This window comes from Acidocella aminolytica 101 = DSM 11237 (assembly GCF_900129125.1).
Taxonomy (GTDB): domain Bacteria; phylum Pseudomonadota; class Alphaproteobacteria; order Acetobacterales; family Acetobacteraceae; genus Acidocella; species Acidocella aminolytica.
In genome coordinates, this window is sequence record NZ_FQVJ01000005.1 from 68,874 (window position 1) to 83,795 (window position 14,922).

A 14,922-nucleotide genomic window follows, 5' to 3' on the forward strand; every position below is an offset into this window, starting at 1 on the left:
AGGCAGGGCGGCAAGCAGCAAAAAAGGCCATGGTTTTGAACCCCCTCATCCTGATTCCCGCGCGCCTCGGCTCCACCCGGCTTCCGGCCAAGGTGCTGGCTGATATTGGCGGCAAGCCGATGATCGCGCATGTTCTGGCCCGCGCCCAGGAAGCCGGGCTGGGGCCGGTGGCCGTGGCCTGCGGCGAGGTGCAAGTGGCTGAAGCAGTTGAAAAAGCAGGTGGCATCGCGGTGCTGACTGACCCGGACCTGCCCTCCGGGTCGGACCGTATCTTCGCCGCCCTGCAAAGCCTGGATGCCGAGGGTAAGCATGACGTGATCGTGAACCTGCAAGGCGACCTGCCCTCCATCGACCCGTCCTATCTTGCAACAGTGCTGAAACCGCTGGCCCAGGGCTACGATATCGGTACGCTGGTCGCGCCCATCACCACCGAAACCGAGCGCAACGCCCTGTCCGTGGTGAAATGCGCCTGTGCCTTTGCGGACGGCGCGGAGATTGCCCCGGCGCTATATTTCTCGCGCCATCTCATCCCCAGCGGGGACGGTGCGCACTGGCATCATATCGGCATCTATGCCTACCGCCGCGCGGCGCTGGCGACGTTTGTGTCACTGCCGCCCTCACCGTTGGAACAACGCGAGAAGCTGGAACAGTTGCGTGCCCTGGAGGCGGGCCTGCGCATTGGCGCTGCACAGGTGATCGAAGCACCGTTTGGCGTCGATACCCCAGAAGATCTTGACCGCGCGCGGGAGGCGCTGAGCAAATGAGCATAATTGCATTCCAGGGCCAGCCGGGCGCCTATTCAGACCTTGCCTGCCGCATCGCGTTTCCGGGGGCAGCCACCCTGCCCTGCGCCAGCTTCCAGGCCGCCATGGCCGAGGTACGGGAAGGCCGGGCGGATCTTGCCATGCTGCCGCCGGAAAACTCGCTGGCCGGACGGGTCGCGGACATGCACGCGCTGCTGCCCGGCAGCGGCCTCTCCATCATTGGCGAAACCTTCCTGCGCGTGGAACACTGCCTGCTCGCCCCGAAGGGCACGCAGATCGCGGACATCAAGCGCATACACTCTCATACGGTTGCGTTGGGGCAGGTGCGTAACCTGCTGGCCGAGCTGAATGCCACTCCGGTTGTAGAGTATGACACGGCGGGAGCGGCGGAGATTGTGGCCAAGCTGAACAGCAAGGAAGACGCGGCCATTGCCTCCTCTCTCGCCGGGGAGATGTACGGGCTCGATATTCTGCGCCGCAATGTGGAGGATGAGCGCCACAACACCACACGCTTTTACATCATGGCGCGCGAGAAGCTGGTGCTGGAGCCGGACACGCCCGGCCTGATGACCACCTTCGTCTTCAATGTTCGCAACGTGCCCGCCGCGCTGTACAAGGCACTGGGCGGGTTTGCCACCAATGGCGTGAACATGACTAAGCTGGAAAGCTATATGCTCAACGGCAGCTTCACCGCCACGCAATTTCTGGCGGAAGTAGAAGGCCACCCGGCGCAACGCCACCTGAAGCTTGCTTTTGAGGAGCTGGAGTTTTTCTGCACCGAGTTTAAAATTCTCGGCACCTACAAAATGGACCCGTACCGGCGCCAGCACCGCGAAACGCTGGACGCCACCCCCGCCTAAACCGAAAAAGCCCGGCCATGACAGCCGGGCTTTCTTTTATCAGGTATTCATCGCCTCGAAGAAATCCGCGTTAGTCTTGGAGTATTTCAGCTTGTCGAGCAGGAACTCCATCGCATCCGTTGTGCCCATCGGGTTCAAGATACGCCGCAGCACCCACATCTTGGAGAGCACGGCCTTCTCCACCAACAGCTCCTCCTTACGGGTGCCAGACTTGGTGATGTCGATGGCCGGGAAGGTGCGCTTGTCGGACAGCTTGCGGTCCAGGATCAGCTCGGCATTGCCGGTGCCCTTGAACTCTTCAAAAATCACCTCATCCATGCGCGACCCGGTATCGATCAGCGCGGTGGCGATGATGGTGAGCGAGCCGCCTTCCTCGATATTACGCGCCGCGCCGAAGAACCGCTTGGGGCGCTGCAGGGCGTTGGCGTCCACACCGCCGGTGAGCACCTTGCCAGAGGAGGGCACAACCGTGTTGTACGCGCGCGCCAGACGGGTGATGCTATCCAGCAAAATCACCACGTCGCGCTTATGCTCGACGAGGCGCTTGGCTTTCTCCAGCACCATTTCCGTCACCTGCACGTGGCGGGCGGCGGGTTCATCGAAGGTGGAAGCCACCACCTCGCCGCGCACGGAGCGCGCCATGTCGGTCACTTCCTCGGGGCGCTCATCGATGAGCAGCACAATCAGGAACACTTCCGGGTGGTTGGCGGTGATGGAGGCGGCGATGTTTTGCAGCATCACCGTCTTACCGGTCCGCGGCGGGGCGACCACCAGGGCGCGCTGTCCCTTGCCGATGGGCGCCACCAGGTCGATCACCCGGCCCGTGATCTCCTTGGCTTGGCCCTTGGTGGTGGGCTCAGGCGCTTCCACTTCCATGCGCAGGCGCGAGGTAGGGTAGAGCGGGGTAAGATTGTCGAAATTGATACGGTGCTTCACCGCTTCCGGCGACTCGAAATTGATCTTGTCGACGTTCACCAGGGAGAAGTAACGCTCGCCTTCCTTCGGCGCGCGGATCTCGCCATCTACCGTATCGCCGGTCCGCAGGCCATAGCGGCGCACCTGCTGCGGAGAGACGTAGATATCCTCCGGGCCGGGCAGGAAGTTTGCTTCTGGGTTACGCAGGAAACCAAACCCGTCGGGCAGGATTTCCAGCGTGCCGTCGCCATAAATTGCCTGCTCGTTCTCGGCATGGGCTTTCAGGATGGCGAACATGATATCCTGCTTGCGCAGGGAGGACGCGTTTTCAACCTCCAGCTCCTCAGCCAGGGCCAGGAGATCGGTAGGGGATTTTGCCTTTAATTCGGCGAGATGCATGGGGGACCAGAAATCCAGTTTCAGGATGTGCCACGGCAGGACGCTATGGCTCTATGGAAGATATGAGAAAAACCGGCAGCCCAGGACGGGCACCAAGACGCGGACGGTCTTGGAGATGTAATGGTGTCTCGGCGCTAAAAGATCAAGCCCCCTTCAACCCTTCTCGTGCGGCGGTTGCCAGTTCGTCCGCCCGGTCGTTCATTGGGTCACCGGAATGGCCCTTCACCCACAGCCACTCAATCTGGTGTGGCTTGGCGGCCTCCAGAATCCGCTTCCAGAGATCCATATTCTTCACCGGGTCCCCGGTGGAGGACCGCCAGTTCTTGCGGACCCAGCCTTGATGCCAGCGTGTGATGCCGTTTTTCAGATATTCGGAATCCGTATGCAGCTTCACCACGCATGGGCGTTTGAGCACGCTGAGCGCCTCCGCCGCCGCGGTCAGCTCCATGCGGTTGTTGGTGGTGTCCGTCTCTCCGCCGGAAAGCTCCTTCACATTGCCCTTGAACTTCAGGATGGCCGCCCAGCCGCCAGGGCCGGGATTGGGCTTGCAGCCGCCATCCGTCCAGATCTCGACAATGCTCTCCTGATCCTCAGAGCCCATAAGCGCCCGCCCCCGACACAGCAAAATGGAACCGCAGGCGCCGGTAATAATCCAGCGGGTCCTTGGGCGTGACCAGCGCGCCCTCCGGCGTGTTCAGCCAGTCATAAAGCCGGGTCAGCAAAAACCGGATCGCCGCGCCGCGCGCCAGCACAGGCAAGGCGTTAATCTCCGAATCAGAAAGCTTCCGTACGGATTGATATCCCCGCAGCACGGCCCGCGAGCGCGTGACATTCAGCTCCGCATGGTTCTCGAAGCACCAGGCATTCAGGCACACCGCAATGTCGTAGGCCAAAATATCCGTGCAGGCGAAGTAAAAATCGATCAGCCCGGAAATCTGCCCCTCCAGGAAAAACACGTTATCCGGGAACAAATCCGCGTGAATCTGCCCTACCGGCAAATCCTTCGGCCAGTCCGCCTCAATCTGCGCCAACCAAGCTTGCAGCTCCGCCCCCAGCCCGCCCAGCACGCTATCGGCGTGCGGTAGGCTTTTGGCCAGCAGCGGCGACCAGGAATCAGGCCCCAGCCCGTTGCGGCGAGTCATGGCGAAGCCCTCGCCCGCCAGATGCAGCTTCGCAAGCGCCGCCCCCAGCGGCTCACAATGCGCCAGTTTGATATGGCGCGGCCAGACGCCGGGCAGGAAGGTGGTGATGGCAGCCATCTTGCCCGCCAGCTCCTTCAAATTGCGACCATCCTTGGCGCGCACCGGCAGGGGGCATGGCAGGCCGTGAGCGCGCAGATGTTCCATCAGCCCCAGGAAATAGGGCAGATCCTCCTTATTCACCCGCTTTTCATAAAGGGTGAGGATGAAATCTCCTTCGCTGGTCTTCAGCGCGTAATTGCTGTTCTCCACCCCTTCGGCGATCCCGCGAAATGCGGTCAGCGTGCCGATATCGTAAAGCGACAGGAACTCCGCGAGCGCCTCGTCCGTGACTTCCGTGTAAACTGCCATGCGCGTAGATGACCGGGGACAAAAATTCTGGCAAGGGAGCAGCCATGAAAGATTTCCGGTCCGCCCTTCCGCCCGCTGCCGCCCTGGCATCCTTGTTGGCTCTCGCCGCATGCGGCGGCGGCCACCCGCCCGCCGCCAAAGCCAATGACGGCGCCGCCCCGCAACCGCCCACGAGCACCAGCGCCACGCCGGACCTGACCAGCTTCTGCCCGCAGACCGCGCTGCTGCAACAAGCCCAGACCGTGACGCTCTTCAAGCCCGGCCGCAGCGATGTCGCCTCGCAGATCTCCACCGCGCAGATCACCGGCATCTCCGGCGCCTGCACACCCAAGACCAAAGACAAACAAAAGCTGCTTGAGGTGAAGTTCACCGCCAACTTCCTGGCGAATAACGGCCCGGCCAATCATGGCCAGCCGGTCACCTTGCCCTGGTTTGTGGCCATCACAAAGGGCGACAAGATCGTCGACAAGAAAATCTATTACGTCACCCTGAAATTCAACGGCAATATGAGCACCGCCGCGGCCACCTCAAAGCCCGTGAAGATTGAAGTGCCCGCCGTGCCGGACAGCGCCGGGCTGGAAATCCTCACCGGCTTCCAGATGACGCAGAACCAGTTGGCCTACGCCGCCGCCCACCCCGACGCGACGCCCTGACCTTTTGTAAGCGCTGCTCCGGCGGGCGTTTACAGCCCGCGTAGCACCCCGCGCAGCGCCTCCACCAGTCGGGCGGCGTCCTGCGTGGCGAAAGGAAGCGGCGGGCGAATTTTCAGCACATTGCCATCCGGCCCCTCAGTGCCGATCAGCACCCTGGCTTGGCGCAACCCATTGGCGATGCGCTTGGCCAGCTTCTGGGAGGGCTGGCCTTCCTCGTAAATCTCCACCCCCACCATCAGCCCGGCACCGCGCACATCCGCCAGCAGCGGGAACTCAACCTGCAGCCCCGCCAACTCGTTGCGTAGAAATTCGCCGGTCTTGCGGGCATTTTGTTGCAGCTTCTCCTGCTGCAGCACCTCCAGCGTGGCCAAGGCGGCGGCGGCGGAGACCGGGTTGCCGCCAAAGGTAGAGAAGAAATCGATCTTCCTGGTGAAGTCCGCCAAGATCTCCGGCCTTGTCACCAGCGCGCCGGTGGGGTGGCCATTGGCCATCGGCTTGCCCAGCGTCACCATGTCCGGCACCACGCCATGCCGCGCGAAGCCCCAGAACGTCTCGCCCATGCGCCCAAAGCCGGACTGCACCTCATCGCCCACCACAAGCCCGCCCGCCGCACGCACTTTTTCCGCCACGGCGGTGAAATAGCCCGGCGGCGTGTCCACAATGCCGTTGGAAACAAAAGCGGAATCAATCAACAGCATCGCCACGCCATGCCCCCGCGCCTCCAGCGCCGCGATGGCGCGGTCTACATCCCGCGCATAAGCCGCCCCGGCCTCCGGGCCGGAGAAGCGCCCCCGGAACGGGTCCGGGCTTTCCAGCACCTCAATAAAATCCTCCTGCTTCTGCGCGAACGGCCCGTAATAGGGCGAAAGCGCCGCCACCACGTCGGTAATGCCATGATACGCGTTGGCCATCACAATCGCCCCGGTTTTACCCGTGAGCGCCTTGGCGATGCGGTAGGCCGCGTCATTCGCCTCGGAGCCGCTATTCACGAATAGCACATGCGCCAGCCCGTCCGGCAAGGTGGCGGTCAGGCGTTCGGCATATTCCACCACGTTCTCATGCAGATAACGCGTATTGGCGCATAAACGGCGCATCTGGCGGGAGATGGCTTCCGCCACCCGCGCATTGCCGTGCCCGACAGACGGTACATTGTTGTAAGCGTCCAGATAGTCAGTGCCGTCCGGCGCGTAGAGATGCACGCCCTGGCCATACACCAGATGCACCGGCTGCTCGTAAGAAAGCTCCAGCCCCTTACCCAGCACATTAAACCGCCGGGCGGCCAGCGCGGCACTGTCCACTTCCAGGGGAGCGGCAGAGGCGGCGCGAAAGCGTGCGACCACCTTCTCCTTCCCTTCCGCCTGATAAGCCTGGATGGCGGCAATGCCGATGCTCGCCAGCGCTGCCAGCTTCTCGGCCCCGGAGGGATCGTTCTGCTTACGCCAAGCCATGATGGTGGCGGCGAGCGCGTGGCGGGCGATAATCGCCTCATACAGCGCCTCGAACTCAGCGGGTTCCAGCGTGTTCACCGCATCATACCCAGCGATCACATGGGTGGCGTACGTGATGGGGTCCAGATTTTCCCCCACCGTCTCGGCAGCGGTCACGGCGAGGTCGAAGATCAGCGGGCCGTGGATCATATCCCCGAAATCCAGCAGCCCGGTGACGCGGCTCGCATCCTCGTTCACCAGCATGTTGCCGGGGTGCAGGTCATTATGCACCGGCTGGTGGCGCAGCTTGGCCAGGGCCGGGCGGAATGCCAGAAACCGGTCCAGCACGGCTTCCACCAGCGCCCGGTCCTCAACCGGCTCAATCAGCGACGCGAACGGCCGCATGGTCTCAATGGCGCGCAAATCCCACACAATCTTCTGCCCCGCGCCGGGGTGAAAGAAATTCGCCATCGCCTGGTTCAGCCGCGCCAGCGTGGCGCCCACATCACGCAGCAGGCCCGGCGTGGGCGTGATAGCATCCATCACCTGCCCGGGCTGAAAGCCCAGCGCGCGCACCATGTGCGGGGTGCCCGCCGCGTCCTTCACGTACACATAGGCAGCACCGTCCGCCGTGCGGTACACGCGCGGCACCGGCAGGCTGGCATCCATCATTTTGATATGGTCGAGGGCCGCGATCTGGAATTCCACCGCCTCCGGCAACTCGGACGGCCCCAGAATCTTGAAAATAATCCCCGGCCCGTCCGCCGTTTTGATGCGGAAATTCTGGTCACGCTCCCCATAAAGCTGCCGCGCCTCACCGGGCACGCCAAAAATCTCTCCAGCCATTTGTTCCGCCGCCTCCTTGGTGAAGGCGGGCGGGCTGGTTTGCAGGGCAACAAGGTTTGTCGGATCGGTCATGGCGCTTCAAATATCCTGCCCTGCGCCGCGGCACGCTGACAGCAGAACACAAAACAGGCCGCCTTCAGCAAAGAGACGGCCTGTTTCAACAACGGTAAGCCAGCGCTTAGCCCTGGGAGACGAACCGCTCCAGCCAGTGGATCGTATAATCGCCCTTCTGAAATTCCGGGTTCGCCAGAATCTTTTGGTGCAGCGGGATCGTGGTTTTCACACCCGTGATCACAAATTCCCGCAAAGCACGGCTCATGCGAGCAATGGCCTCGTCACGATCACGGCCATAAGCCACCAGCTTGGCGATCAGGCTGTCATAATGCGGCGGCACACGATAGCCGGCGTAAAGGGCGGAATCCACCCGCACGCCCAATCCGCCCGGCACATGGAACATATCCACCTTGCCCGGTGAGGGGGTGAAGGTCTCGGGGTCTTCCGCCGTGATGCGGCATTCGATGGCATGGCCGGAGAACTGAATATCCGCCTGAGTGTAGCCCAGCTTCTCCCCGGCGGCGATGCGGATCTGCTCACGCACCAGATCCAGCCCAGAGATCATCTCGGACACCGGATGCTCCACCTGCAAGCGGGTGTTCATCTCAATGAAGGCGAACTGCCCGTCCTGGTACAAAAATTCCAGCGTTCCAGCATTACGGTAGCCGAATTTCTTCAGCGCATCGGTCGCGGTCTTGCCTAGCGCGTCGCGCGCCTCGGCGGTGATGGCTGGCGAGCCCGCTTCCTCCAGCACCTTCTGGTGGCGGCGTTGGAGCGAGCAATCACGCTCACCAATATGCACCACGTCCCCGTAGTTATCGGCCAATATCTGCAGCTCGATATGGCGCGGCTTGTCGAGATATTTCTCCATATAGACCGCGTTATTGCCGAACGCGGCCAGGGCCTCGGCACGGGCCTCACGCCAAGCGGAGTCCAGCTCCTCTTTGGAGCGCGCCACCTTCATGCCGCGCCCGCCGCCGCCCGCGGCGGCTTTGATGAGCACCGGGAACTTGATCCGCTCCGCCACCTCATGCGCTTCCTCCAGGGAGGAAAGCTCCCCCGGGGAGCCCGGCACCAGCGGCACGCCAAGCTCTGCCATGGTGGTCTTGGCTGTGATCTTGTCGCCCATCATGCGGATATGCTCGGCCGTGGGGCCAATGAACACCAGCCCGTGTGCCTCCACCATCTCCGCGAACTTGGCGTTCTCGGACAGGAATCCGTAACCAGGATGGATCGCCTCCGCCCCGGTGACCAGCGCCGCCGAAATGATGGCGGGCATATTGAGGTAGGAATCACGCGCCAGAGCGGGACCGATGCACACGCTCTCATCAGCTAGGCGGACATGCATGGCGTCCGTGTCGGCGGTGGAGTGCACCGCCACCGAGGCAATACCCATCTCACGGCAGGCGCGAAGCACCCGGAGCGCGATCTCACCGCGATTTGCAATCAGGATTTTCTTGAACATATCAGCAGGCCGATCCTGTGAGAAATGGCCTGGGGCCGAAGGCACGGTCAAGCCACGCCCCACCCCCAGGATCAAGCGTTTCGTAAGGCTTTCCAGTGGAAAACCAATGTTATTCAATAATCAACAGCGGCTCGTCGAACTCAACCGGGACGCCGCTGGTGATCAAAATCTGCTTCACGGTCCCGGCACGCGGGGCCTTGATCTGATTAAAGGTCTTCATCGCCTCGATCAGCAGCAGGGTTGCACCGGCCTCAACCGTCTGGCCGACAGACACATAAGGCGGCGCGCCGGGCTCAGCAGAGAGATAGGCAACGCCCACCATCGGGGACTTCACCGTACCGGGATGCTTCGCCGGGTCAGCAGCGGCAGGCGCCGCGGCCGAAGCAGGTGCCGCGGCGGGGACGTGGGCCACGGGCGCGGCCACAGGGACATTCACCGGCGCCAGCGTGCGGGCAAGACGAACCTTGCGGTCCCCTTCCTCCAGCTCGATCTCAGACAGACCGGTTTCGTTCAGCAGCGCTGCGAGTTCCGCAAGCGCCTTCGGGTCGAAAGAAAGGCTCATTGTTCGTCTTCTTCCAGAATTTCAGACAAGGCAAGCAGGGCGAGCCTATAGCCCGCAAATCCCAGCCCGCAAATCACCCCCGTGGCGGCATGGGACACATAAGAATGGTGCCGGAAGGCCTCACGCTGGTGGATATTGGAAAGATGCACTTCAACAATCGGAATATCGAGCGTCTTCAGCGCATCCATCAGCGCCACGGAAGTATGGGAATAACCCGCCGGGTTGATAATGAGCCCCGCCGCGCTTTGCCGCGCCTCCTGCACCCAGGTGATCAGCTCACCTTCATGGTTGCTCTGCCGGAAATCGATGGATAGCCCGGCCCCCTCCGCGACTTCCGCGCAGAGTGTTTCCAAGTCGTCCAATGTTCCGTGACCATAAATGTCCGGTTCCCTCATGCCGAGGAGATTCAGGTTTGGTCCGTTAAGGACCAGAATGAGCGGTGCTGCCATGGTGGCGTTTGCGGTAGCATAGTGCCCGCGCGCCGCCAAATTTTTGCATGCGCTTTTTGCAAAGCCTTGCCTTGCAGCCCCGCTTCCAGGGGCCGATAATACGAGTGATGAGCCAGACCACTGAACAAATAAGCCTGAGCGTGAACGGTGAAGCCTTGCAGGTGCCCACGGGCACCACGCTGGCCGGGCTGGTGACCATTATGGAGCTGGACACACGCAAGCTGGCGGTGGAACGTAATCTGGAAATCGTCCCGCGCTCGCAATATGCCGCCACCTTGCTGGCGGCGGGCGATACGCTGGAAATCGTGCATTTCGTCGGAGGGGGTTAGACTATGGACGGCACAACGCACACCGCGCACGGCTGGACCGTCGCGGGGCGGCATTTCGCGTCCCGCCTGGTGGTTGGCACCGGCAAATACAAGGACCTGGAAACCACCGCCGCCGCCATTGAGGCTTCGGGCGCGGAGATGGTCACGGTGGCGGTGCGCCGGGTGAATCTATCCGACCGCAAAGCCCCGATGCTCCAGGATTTCGTGGACCCGCAACGCTACACCTATCTACCCAACACAGCTGGCTGCTTCACGGCGGACGAAGCCGTGCGCACCCTGCGCCTGGCCCGCGAGGCCGGCGGCTGGAACCTAGTGAAGCTGGAAGTGCTGGGCCCGCAGCCTACTTTGTATCCGGACATGGCCGCCACCCTGCTCGCCGCCGAAGCCCTGATCAAAGACCGGTTCGAGGTGATGGTGTATTGCTCGGACGACCCGGTGGCCGCGAAACGGCTGGAGGAGATGGGATGTGTGGCCATCATGCCGCTGGGCGCACCTATCGGTTCCGGGCTGGGGGTGCAGAACCCGCTGATGATCCAGATGATTATCGAAAACGCCAAGGTGCCGGTGCTGGTGGATGCCGGGGTCGGCACCGCCTGGGACGCTGCTTATGCCATGGAGCTGGGCTGCGACGCGGTGCTGGTGAACTCCGCCATCGCAATGGCGGACGACCCGGTGAAAATGGCGGTGGCCATGAAGCATGGCGTCATCGCCGGGCGGCTTGCTTATGAGGCCGGGCGGATTCCGCGCAAGAACTACGCCTCCGCCTCCTCGCCCATGACCGGGCTCATCCGCTGAAAGCCGTCCTGCGCCTTGCCCCGGAACTCAGCGCCAACTTCCTGGCGCCGTATTTGGTGTATGAGGCGCTGGACAGCACACTGGGCGACACCAACGCCCTCATCGCCTCCGCCGTGCCCCCGCTGCTCTGGAGCGGTTATGAACTGGCGAAAACCAAGCGGCTGGATGCTGTCTCGTTTTTGGTCGTGGCCAGCATCCTGCTCACCGTGGCGGCCACAGCCCTTGGCGGGTCGCCAAAAATCATCCAGATCCGCGACGCACTGGTCACGGGGGCGGTCGGGTTGCTGTTTCTTGCCTCGCTGCTGCTGGAAAAGCCGCTGATCTTCTACCTCGCCCGCGCCACCTCCGCGCGCAATACCGAGCAAGGGGCTGCGCAGTTTGACGCCATGTGGCAAATGCCAGAGGTACGTCGCACCTTCCGGGTGATGACCTTTATCTGGGGCGTGGGGCTGGTTTTACAGACGGCGCTGATGTGCCTCCTCGCCTGGGTCTGGAGCATCGACCGCTATCTGCTGCTCTCGCCGTTTATCGGCTACGGCATTTTTGGCCTGCTGATGCTTTGGAGCGTTTGGTACGGCGCGCGGCGCAAGGCGCTGGCCGCGCTGCAATCCCCAGTCCAGGTTCCGCCGGCGGGCGAGCCTATTCCTTAAGCCAGACAGGCTCTTTGATCTTGGCGATAAACGCCGCATGGGCCTCGCGCTGCGCGTCGGTCAGCGCAATCCGGCGCGGGGTGCGGGACGCGGGCGGCTGATAATGCGCGAAGGAGAGCGAGGCTTCCATATCCAGCGTCAAACCGCGCTGGCGCCCGCCGGTGAGTTCCACATACACCTCCGCCAGCAGCTTGCAGTCCAGCAGCGCGTTATGGGTGGTACGGGCGGAGAGGTCGATCTCAAAACGGCGGCACAGCGCATCCAGGCTGTTCGGCATACCAGGAAAACGCTCCTTGGCCAGCACCAGCGTGTCGATCATCCGCGCTTTGTCGAGCGGGGGTTTGCCGATACGTTCCAGCTCGGCGGAAATAAACCCGAAATCGAACGGCGCGTTATGCGCGATCAGAGGCGCGTCGCCAAAAAAGGCCAGCATCTCATCCGCGATATCCGCGAATTTTGGCTTGCCTACCACATGCGCGTTGGTAATGGCGTGAATCTTGGTGCTCTCTGGCGGAATATCCCGCTCCGGATCAATCAGCGCGTAAAACTGGTTGCTGGTCGGCAGGTCGTTTTCCAGCTCGATCGCGGCGATTTCAATCACCCGATCCCCGGTCAGCGGCTCAAAGCCCGTGGTCTCGGTATCGAATAGAACGGAACGGCTCATAGCCCCAGCTCCTTGATGATGGCGTGCACCTGCGCCTCTGTTTCAGCGAGCGTGCCGCCAGTTTCAACCACATAATCGGCCAGCGCGCGTTTTTGCGCGTCCGGCATCTGCCTGGCGATAATCGCCTCGATCTGCGCCCGGGGCAGGCCACGCTGCTTAACCCGGGCAATCTGGGTTTCCCGCGGGCAGGAGACGATAATCGCCTTGTTAACGGCGGCTTTCCGGCCGCCTTCGAACAACAACGGAATATCCAACAGTACCGCTTTGCGGCCCTCAGCCTCGGCTCGCGCCAAAAAAGCGGCCTGCGCCGCGCGCACTAGCGGGTGCATAATCTCTTCCAAGTCGCGCATCCGGGCTGGGTCAGCCAGCACCAGCGCGCGCAGTTGGGCACGGTCCAGCACACCGGCTGTTACCGTGCCGGGAAACGCGGCATTAATGGCGGGAATCGCCGCGCCGTTCGGCGCCTGCAACCGGTGGACCTCCTCATCAGCATTAAAGCCAGGCACGCCCCTCGCGGCGAACATTGCCGCCACGGTGGATTTGCCCATGCCAATGCCACCAGTGAGGCCCAAACGCATCATGCGGCGACAATCCGGTAAAGCGCCTCATCCACCTCCGGCGTCACGCCAAACCAGGCGCTGAAACCTGGAACCGCCTGGTGAAGCAGCATCCCCAAACCTTCCACCGGCTTTAAGCCGCGCGCCTTGGCATCGGCCAGAAGCTGGGTTTCCAGCGGCGCGAAAATAATATCCGCCACCGCGAGGCCGGGGGCCGCGCGGTCCAGATTCATCGGCAAGGGCGGCTCATGCACCATGCCAAGCGAGGTGGTGTTGATAAGTAGCGCGTAATCGCCCAGCGCATCCTCACGCTGCTCCCAGGGCAGCACCTTGGCCGGTGGCAGCGCCGCCGCCAACGCCGCCGCGCGCTCCGGCGTGCGGTTGGTAATGGTGATCTCCGCCCCTTCATCCTGCAAAGCGGCGCCAATGCCGCGCGCCGCGCCGCCCGCGCCCAGAATCAGTACCGGCCCAGCGGCGGGTTTCACGCCATGGTGGCGCAGATTGGCCACAAAACCGTACCCGTCGGTATTGCTGCCCTCAATCCCGTGCGGGGTGAAGATCAGCGTGTTCACTGCCCCGGCGCGACGGGCGAAATCATCGACCTTAACGCAAATCGCGAAGGCCGCTTCCTTATGCGGAATGGTCACATTCACCCCCGCGAATCCGGCCTTGGCCAAGGCCGGGATCACGCTGGGGAAATCATCCGGCCGGATGGGCAGCGGCACATACGCACCGTCTATCCCGTGGCGGGCTAGCCAGGTGTTGTGGATTCGGGGGGAACGGGAATGGGCGACCGGCCAGCCGGTAACACCGGCGAGCCGGGCTGAGCCGGAGATAAGTCGCATGAGCGGACACCACCACGCCGCCATGCGCTTGCCAAGAGCAGAATCAACAGCACAGGCGCCAGATGCGCATAGGCCGGGTGCCAGGGCAGCAATCCAGGCCCGAACCAGACCAGAAAATACAGCAACGGCTCCCCGGCCTTAAACCCGTCTTCGGCCAAGCGCCGCTCCACCAGCAACGCCACGGCAAGGCTCACCCCCAACAGGTCATACAAATGCAGATATGGGCTGGCGAGGGCGGAGAGAATCAACATCGCCGGGACGGAGCGGCTCAGCAGCCCGGCGCCGATACAGGCCAGAGACACCGCCGCTTGCAACACAAACGCAGCATGCAGCCCGGCCAGCGCCTTTACCGCGGCAAACACGCTGATCAGCCCGCCCGCGAACTCCTTGGGGTGGCCAGTCAGCAGCACATTGCTCATCATCGGCCGGGTATAATGCCAGAACCCCACCCAGGCCGCCGGGCCAAACGCCCACACTGACGCCGCCACCAGCCCCACCGCCGCCAACGTCGCGTATAAAAACGCCAGAGGTACCCGGCGCAACAGGTAAAGCGGCAGCACCAGTCCTAGCTGCGGCTTGAAGCTGGCCAGCCCGATCATTCCCCCCGCCAGACGCGGGCGGTTGCGCACCAGCAACAGCCCACCGCCGATCAACGCCGTCATCAGCGCCGCGTTCTGATGTTCTAGGGCATTTTCCAGCGTTGCCGGGGCCAGCAGTATCGCGGCGATAAACCACCCGCTTTTGCCTGCCAGCCGCAGCATCCCCGCCAGCAGCACCAAAGAGAGTGCATCAAACGCCAACACCGCATGCCAGGGCGAGAGCCAGCCAAACGCGGCGGCAATCAGCCCATAGCTCGGCGGGTAGCTCCAGAGGTGATACGGCAAATTTCCATACATGCCTTGCAAAAAGCTCTGATACGCCGTGTGATTGAACAGCAGCGGCAACTGATGGTGCAGGAACAAAAATCCACCAGCCCAGAAATCCAGCCCATCGCGCAAGGCTTTTCCGGTATAGCCACGATGCAGCCCCCACAGAATCGCCCCCCCCTCGCCCAACGAAGGAAGCGTGCAAACGGCAATTGTCAGGGCCAACCACAAACGGGCTAAGGCTTGATTTTTTTTGGGCATGTGCGCTTTAG

Annotated in this window: 17 protein-coding genes; 6 read left to right on the forward strand and 11 right to left on the reverse strand. The window is 62.6% G+C overall.

The features are described 5' to 3' along the window. Nucleotides 1–29: 29 nt before the first annotated feature. Both BUB54_RS04250 and BUB54_RS04255 read left to right on the forward strand, forming a co-directional pair. Nucleotides 30–764: a 3-deoxy-manno-octulosonate cytidylyltransferase gene (locus tag BUB54_RS04250; protein WP_048878352.1), complete on the forward strand. Its 735-nt coding sequence runs from the start codon at nt 30–32 to the stop codon at nt 762–764. Further along, nucleotides 761–1,624: a prephenate dehydratase gene (locus BUB54_RS04255; RefSeq protein ID WP_048878351.1), complete on the forward strand. Its 864-nt coding sequence runs from the start codon at nt 761–763 to the stop codon at nt 1,622–1,624. The genes BUB54_RS04250 and BUB54_RS04255 overlap by 4 nt, the downstream gene beginning before the upstream one ends. 39 nt (nt 1,625–1,663) lie before the next feature. On the opposite strand, the gene rho is transcribed toward BUB54_RS04255, so the two are convergent. The 3 genes from rho to BUB54_RS04270 all read right to left on the reverse strand — a co-directional run bounded on the left by rho (nt 1,664) and on the right by BUB54_RS04270 (nt 4,488). Further along, a complete protein-coding gene (gene rho / locus BUB54_RS04260) occupies nt 1,664–2,938 on the reverse strand; it encodes a transcription termination factor Rho (protein ID WP_048878350.1) in 1,275 nt (424 codons plus the stop codon). 142 nt (nt 2,939–3,080) lie between these two features. Continuing rightward, a complete protein-coding gene (rnhA, locus tag BUB54_RS04265; RefSeq protein WP_048878349.1) occupies nt 3,081–3,539 on the reverse strand; it encodes a ribonuclease HI in 459 nt (152 codons plus the stop codon). Continuing rightward, nucleotides 3,529–4,488, reverse strand: a complete 960-nt coding sequence (locus BUB54_RS04270; protein ID WP_048878348.1) for a homoserine kinase — start codon at nt 4,486–4,488, stop codon at nt 3,529–3,531. The genes rnhA and BUB54_RS04270 overlap by 11 nt, the downstream gene beginning before the upstream one ends. A 44-nt stretch (nt 4,489–4,532) precedes the next feature. Here BUB54_RS04270 and BUB54_RS04275 point away from each other — a divergent pair, with 44 nt between their 5' ends. After that, nucleotides 4,533–5,141: a hypothetical protein gene (locus tag BUB54_RS04275; RefSeq protein ID WP_139284788.1), complete on the forward strand. Its 609-nt coding sequence runs from the start codon at nt 4,533–4,535 to the stop codon at nt 5,139–5,141. 29 nt (nt 5,142–5,170) lie between these two features. On the opposite strand, the gene BUB54_RS04280 is transcribed toward BUB54_RS04275, so the two are convergent. From BUB54_RS04280 to aroQ, 4 genes are all read right to left on the reverse strand, one after another. Then, nucleotides 5,171–7,486 (reverse strand): aminotransferase class III-fold pyridoxal phosphate-dependent enzyme, encoded by a 2,316-nt coding sequence (locus BUB54_RS04280; protein WP_052948337.1) that lies wholly within the window; start codon nt 7,484–7,486, stop codon nt 5,171–5,173. Nucleotides 7,487–7,592: 106 nt separating this feature from the next. Beyond that, complete coding sequence (gene accC, locus BUB54_RS04285; RefSeq protein ID WP_048878420.1) at nt 7,593–8,933, reverse strand: acetyl-CoA carboxylase biotin carboxylase subunit; 1,341 nt, start codon at nt 8,931–8,933, stop codon at nt 7,593–7,595. A 109-nt stretch (nt 8,934–9,042) separates the two neighbouring features. Further along, nucleotides 9,043–9,495 carry an acetyl-CoA carboxylase biotin carboxyl carrier protein gene (accB, locus tag BUB54_RS04290; RefSeq protein ID WP_048878346.1) on the reverse strand — a complete coding sequence of 151 codons (453 nt, stop codon included), beginning with the start codon at nt 9,493–9,495 and terminating at the stop codon, nt 9,043–9,045. Next, nucleotides 9,492–9,944, reverse strand: a complete 453-nt coding sequence (aroQ, locus tag BUB54_RS04295) for a type II 3-dehydroquinate dehydratase (protein ID WP_048878419.1) — start codon at nt 9,942–9,944, stop codon at nt 9,492–9,494. The genes accB and aroQ overlap by 4 nt, the downstream gene beginning before the upstream one ends. 107 nt (nt 9,945–10,051) lie before the next feature. On the opposite strand from aroQ, the gene thiS reads away from it, so the two are divergent. From thiS to BUB54_RS04310, 3 genes are read left to right on the forward strand one after another with little or no spacing between them, the layout of a single operon-like run. Further along, nucleotides 10,052–10,273: a sulfur carrier protein ThiS gene (gene thiS, locus BUB54_RS21900; protein ID WP_175556464.1), complete on the forward strand. Its 222-nt coding sequence runs from the start codon at nt 10,052–10,054 to the stop codon at nt 10,271–10,273. A 3-nt stretch (nt 10,274–10,276) separates the two neighbouring features. Beyond that, complete coding sequence (locus BUB54_RS04305; protein WP_048878345.1) at nt 10,277–11,068, forward strand: thiazole synthase; 792 nt, start codon at nt 10,277–10,279, stop codon at nt 11,066–11,068. An 8-nt stretch (nt 11,069–11,076) separates the two neighbouring features. Then, on the forward strand, nt 11,077–11,718 hold the full coding sequence (locus BUB54_RS04310; protein ID WP_073211278.1) for a VC0807 family protein: 642 nt from the start codon (nt 11,077–11,079) through the stop codon (nt 11,716–11,718). On the opposite strand, the gene dnaQ is transcribed toward BUB54_RS04310, so the two are convergent. From dnaQ to BUB54_RS04330, 4 genes are read right to left on the reverse strand one after another with little or no spacing between them, the layout of a single operon-like run. Beyond that, nucleotides 11,708–12,382: a DNA polymerase III subunit epsilon gene (gene dnaQ, locus BUB54_RS04315; protein ID WP_048878344.1), complete on the reverse strand. Its 675-nt coding sequence runs from the start codon at nt 12,380–12,382 to the stop codon at nt 11,708–11,710. The genes BUB54_RS04310 and dnaQ overlap by 11 nt on opposite strands. Continuing rightward, nucleotides 12,379–12,963: a dephospho-CoA kinase gene (gene coaE, locus BUB54_RS04320; RefSeq protein ID WP_048878343.1), complete on the reverse strand. Its 585-nt coding sequence runs from the start codon at nt 12,961–12,963 to the stop codon at nt 12,379–12,381. Before coaE ends, dnaQ begins: the two co-directional genes overlap by 4 nt. Then, entirely contained in the window at nt 12,960–13,784 is an 825-nt protein-coding gene (locus BUB54_RS04325; RefSeq protein ID WP_139284790.1) for a shikimate dehydrogenase, read from the reverse strand. Before BUB54_RS04325 ends, coaE begins: the two co-directional genes overlap by 4 nt. Continuing rightward, nucleotides 13,691–14,911 (reverse strand): glycosyltransferase family 87 protein, encoded by a 1,221-nt coding sequence (locus BUB54_RS04330; protein ID WP_158320092.1) that lies wholly within the window; start codon nt 14,909–14,911, stop codon nt 13,691–13,693. The genes BUB54_RS04325 and BUB54_RS04330 overlap by 94 nt, the downstream gene beginning before the upstream one ends. Nucleotides 14,912–14,922 lie beyond the last annotated feature (11 nt).

Excerpts from the sequence above, each read along its gene's own strand:
- BUB54_RS04270 (WP_048878348.1), bottom strand. The coding sequence starts at position 4,488 with ATGGCAGTTTACACGGAAGTCACGGACGAGGCGCTCGCGGAGTTCCTG.
- accC (WP_048878420.1), bottom strand. The coding sequence starts at position 8,933 with ATGTTCAAGAAAATCCTGATTGCAAATCGCGGTGAGATCGCGCTCCGG.
- BUB54_RS04250 (WP_048878352.1), top strand. The coding sequence starts at position 30 with ATGGTTTTGAACCCCCTCATCCTGATTCCCGCGCGCCTCGGCTCCACC.
- BUB54_RS04330 (WP_158320092.1), bottom strand. The coding sequence starts at position 14,911 with ATGCCCAAAAAAAATCAAGCCTTAGCCCGTTTGTGGTTGGCCCTGACA.
- BUB54_RS04255 (WP_048878351.1), top strand. The coding sequence starts at position 761 with ATGAGCATAATTGCATTCCAGGGCCAGCCGGGCGCCTATTCAGACCTT.
- rnhA (WP_048878349.1), bottom strand. The coding sequence starts at position 3,539 with ATGGGCTCTGAGGATCAGGAGAGCATTGTCGAGATCTGGACGGATGGC.
- BUB54_RS04275 (WP_139284788.1), top strand. The coding sequence starts at position 4,533 with ATGAAAGATTTCCGGTCCGCCCTTCCGCCCGCTGCCGCCCTGGCATCC.
- thiS (WP_175556464.1), top strand. The coding sequence starts at position 10,052 with ATGAGCCAGACCACTGAACAAATAAGCCTGAGCGTGAACGGTGAAGCC.
- BUB54_RS04280 (WP_052948337.1), bottom strand. The coding sequence starts at position 7,486 with ATGACCGATCCGACAAACCTTGTTGCCCTGCAAACCAGCCCGCCCGCC.
- coaE (WP_048878343.1), bottom strand. The coding sequence starts at position 12,963 with ATGATGCGTTTGGGCCTCACTGGTGGCATTGGCATGGGCAAATCCACC.
- BUB54_RS04305 (WP_048878345.1), top strand. The coding sequence starts at position 10,277 with ATGGACGGCACAACGCACACCGCGCACGGCTGGACCGTCGCGGGGCGG.
- rho (WP_048878350.1), bottom strand. The coding sequence starts at position 2,938 with ATGCATCTCGCCGAATTAAAGGCAAAATCCCCTACCGATCTCCTGGCC.
- BUB54_RS04325 (WP_139284790.1), bottom strand. The coding sequence starts at position 13,784 with ATGCGACTTATCTCCGGCTCAGCCCGGCTCGCCGGTGTTACCGGCTGG.
- accB (WP_048878346.1), bottom strand. The coding sequence starts at position 9,495 with ATGAGCCTTTCTTTCGACCCGAAGGCGCTTGCGGAACTCGCAGCGCTG.
- aroQ (WP_048878419.1), bottom strand. The coding sequence starts at position 9,944 with ATGGCAGCACCGCTCATTCTGGTCCTTAACGGACCAAACCTGAATCTC.
- dnaQ (WP_048878344.1), bottom strand. The coding sequence starts at position 12,382 with ATGAGCCGTTCCGTTCTATTCGATACCGAGACCACGGGCTTTGAGCCG.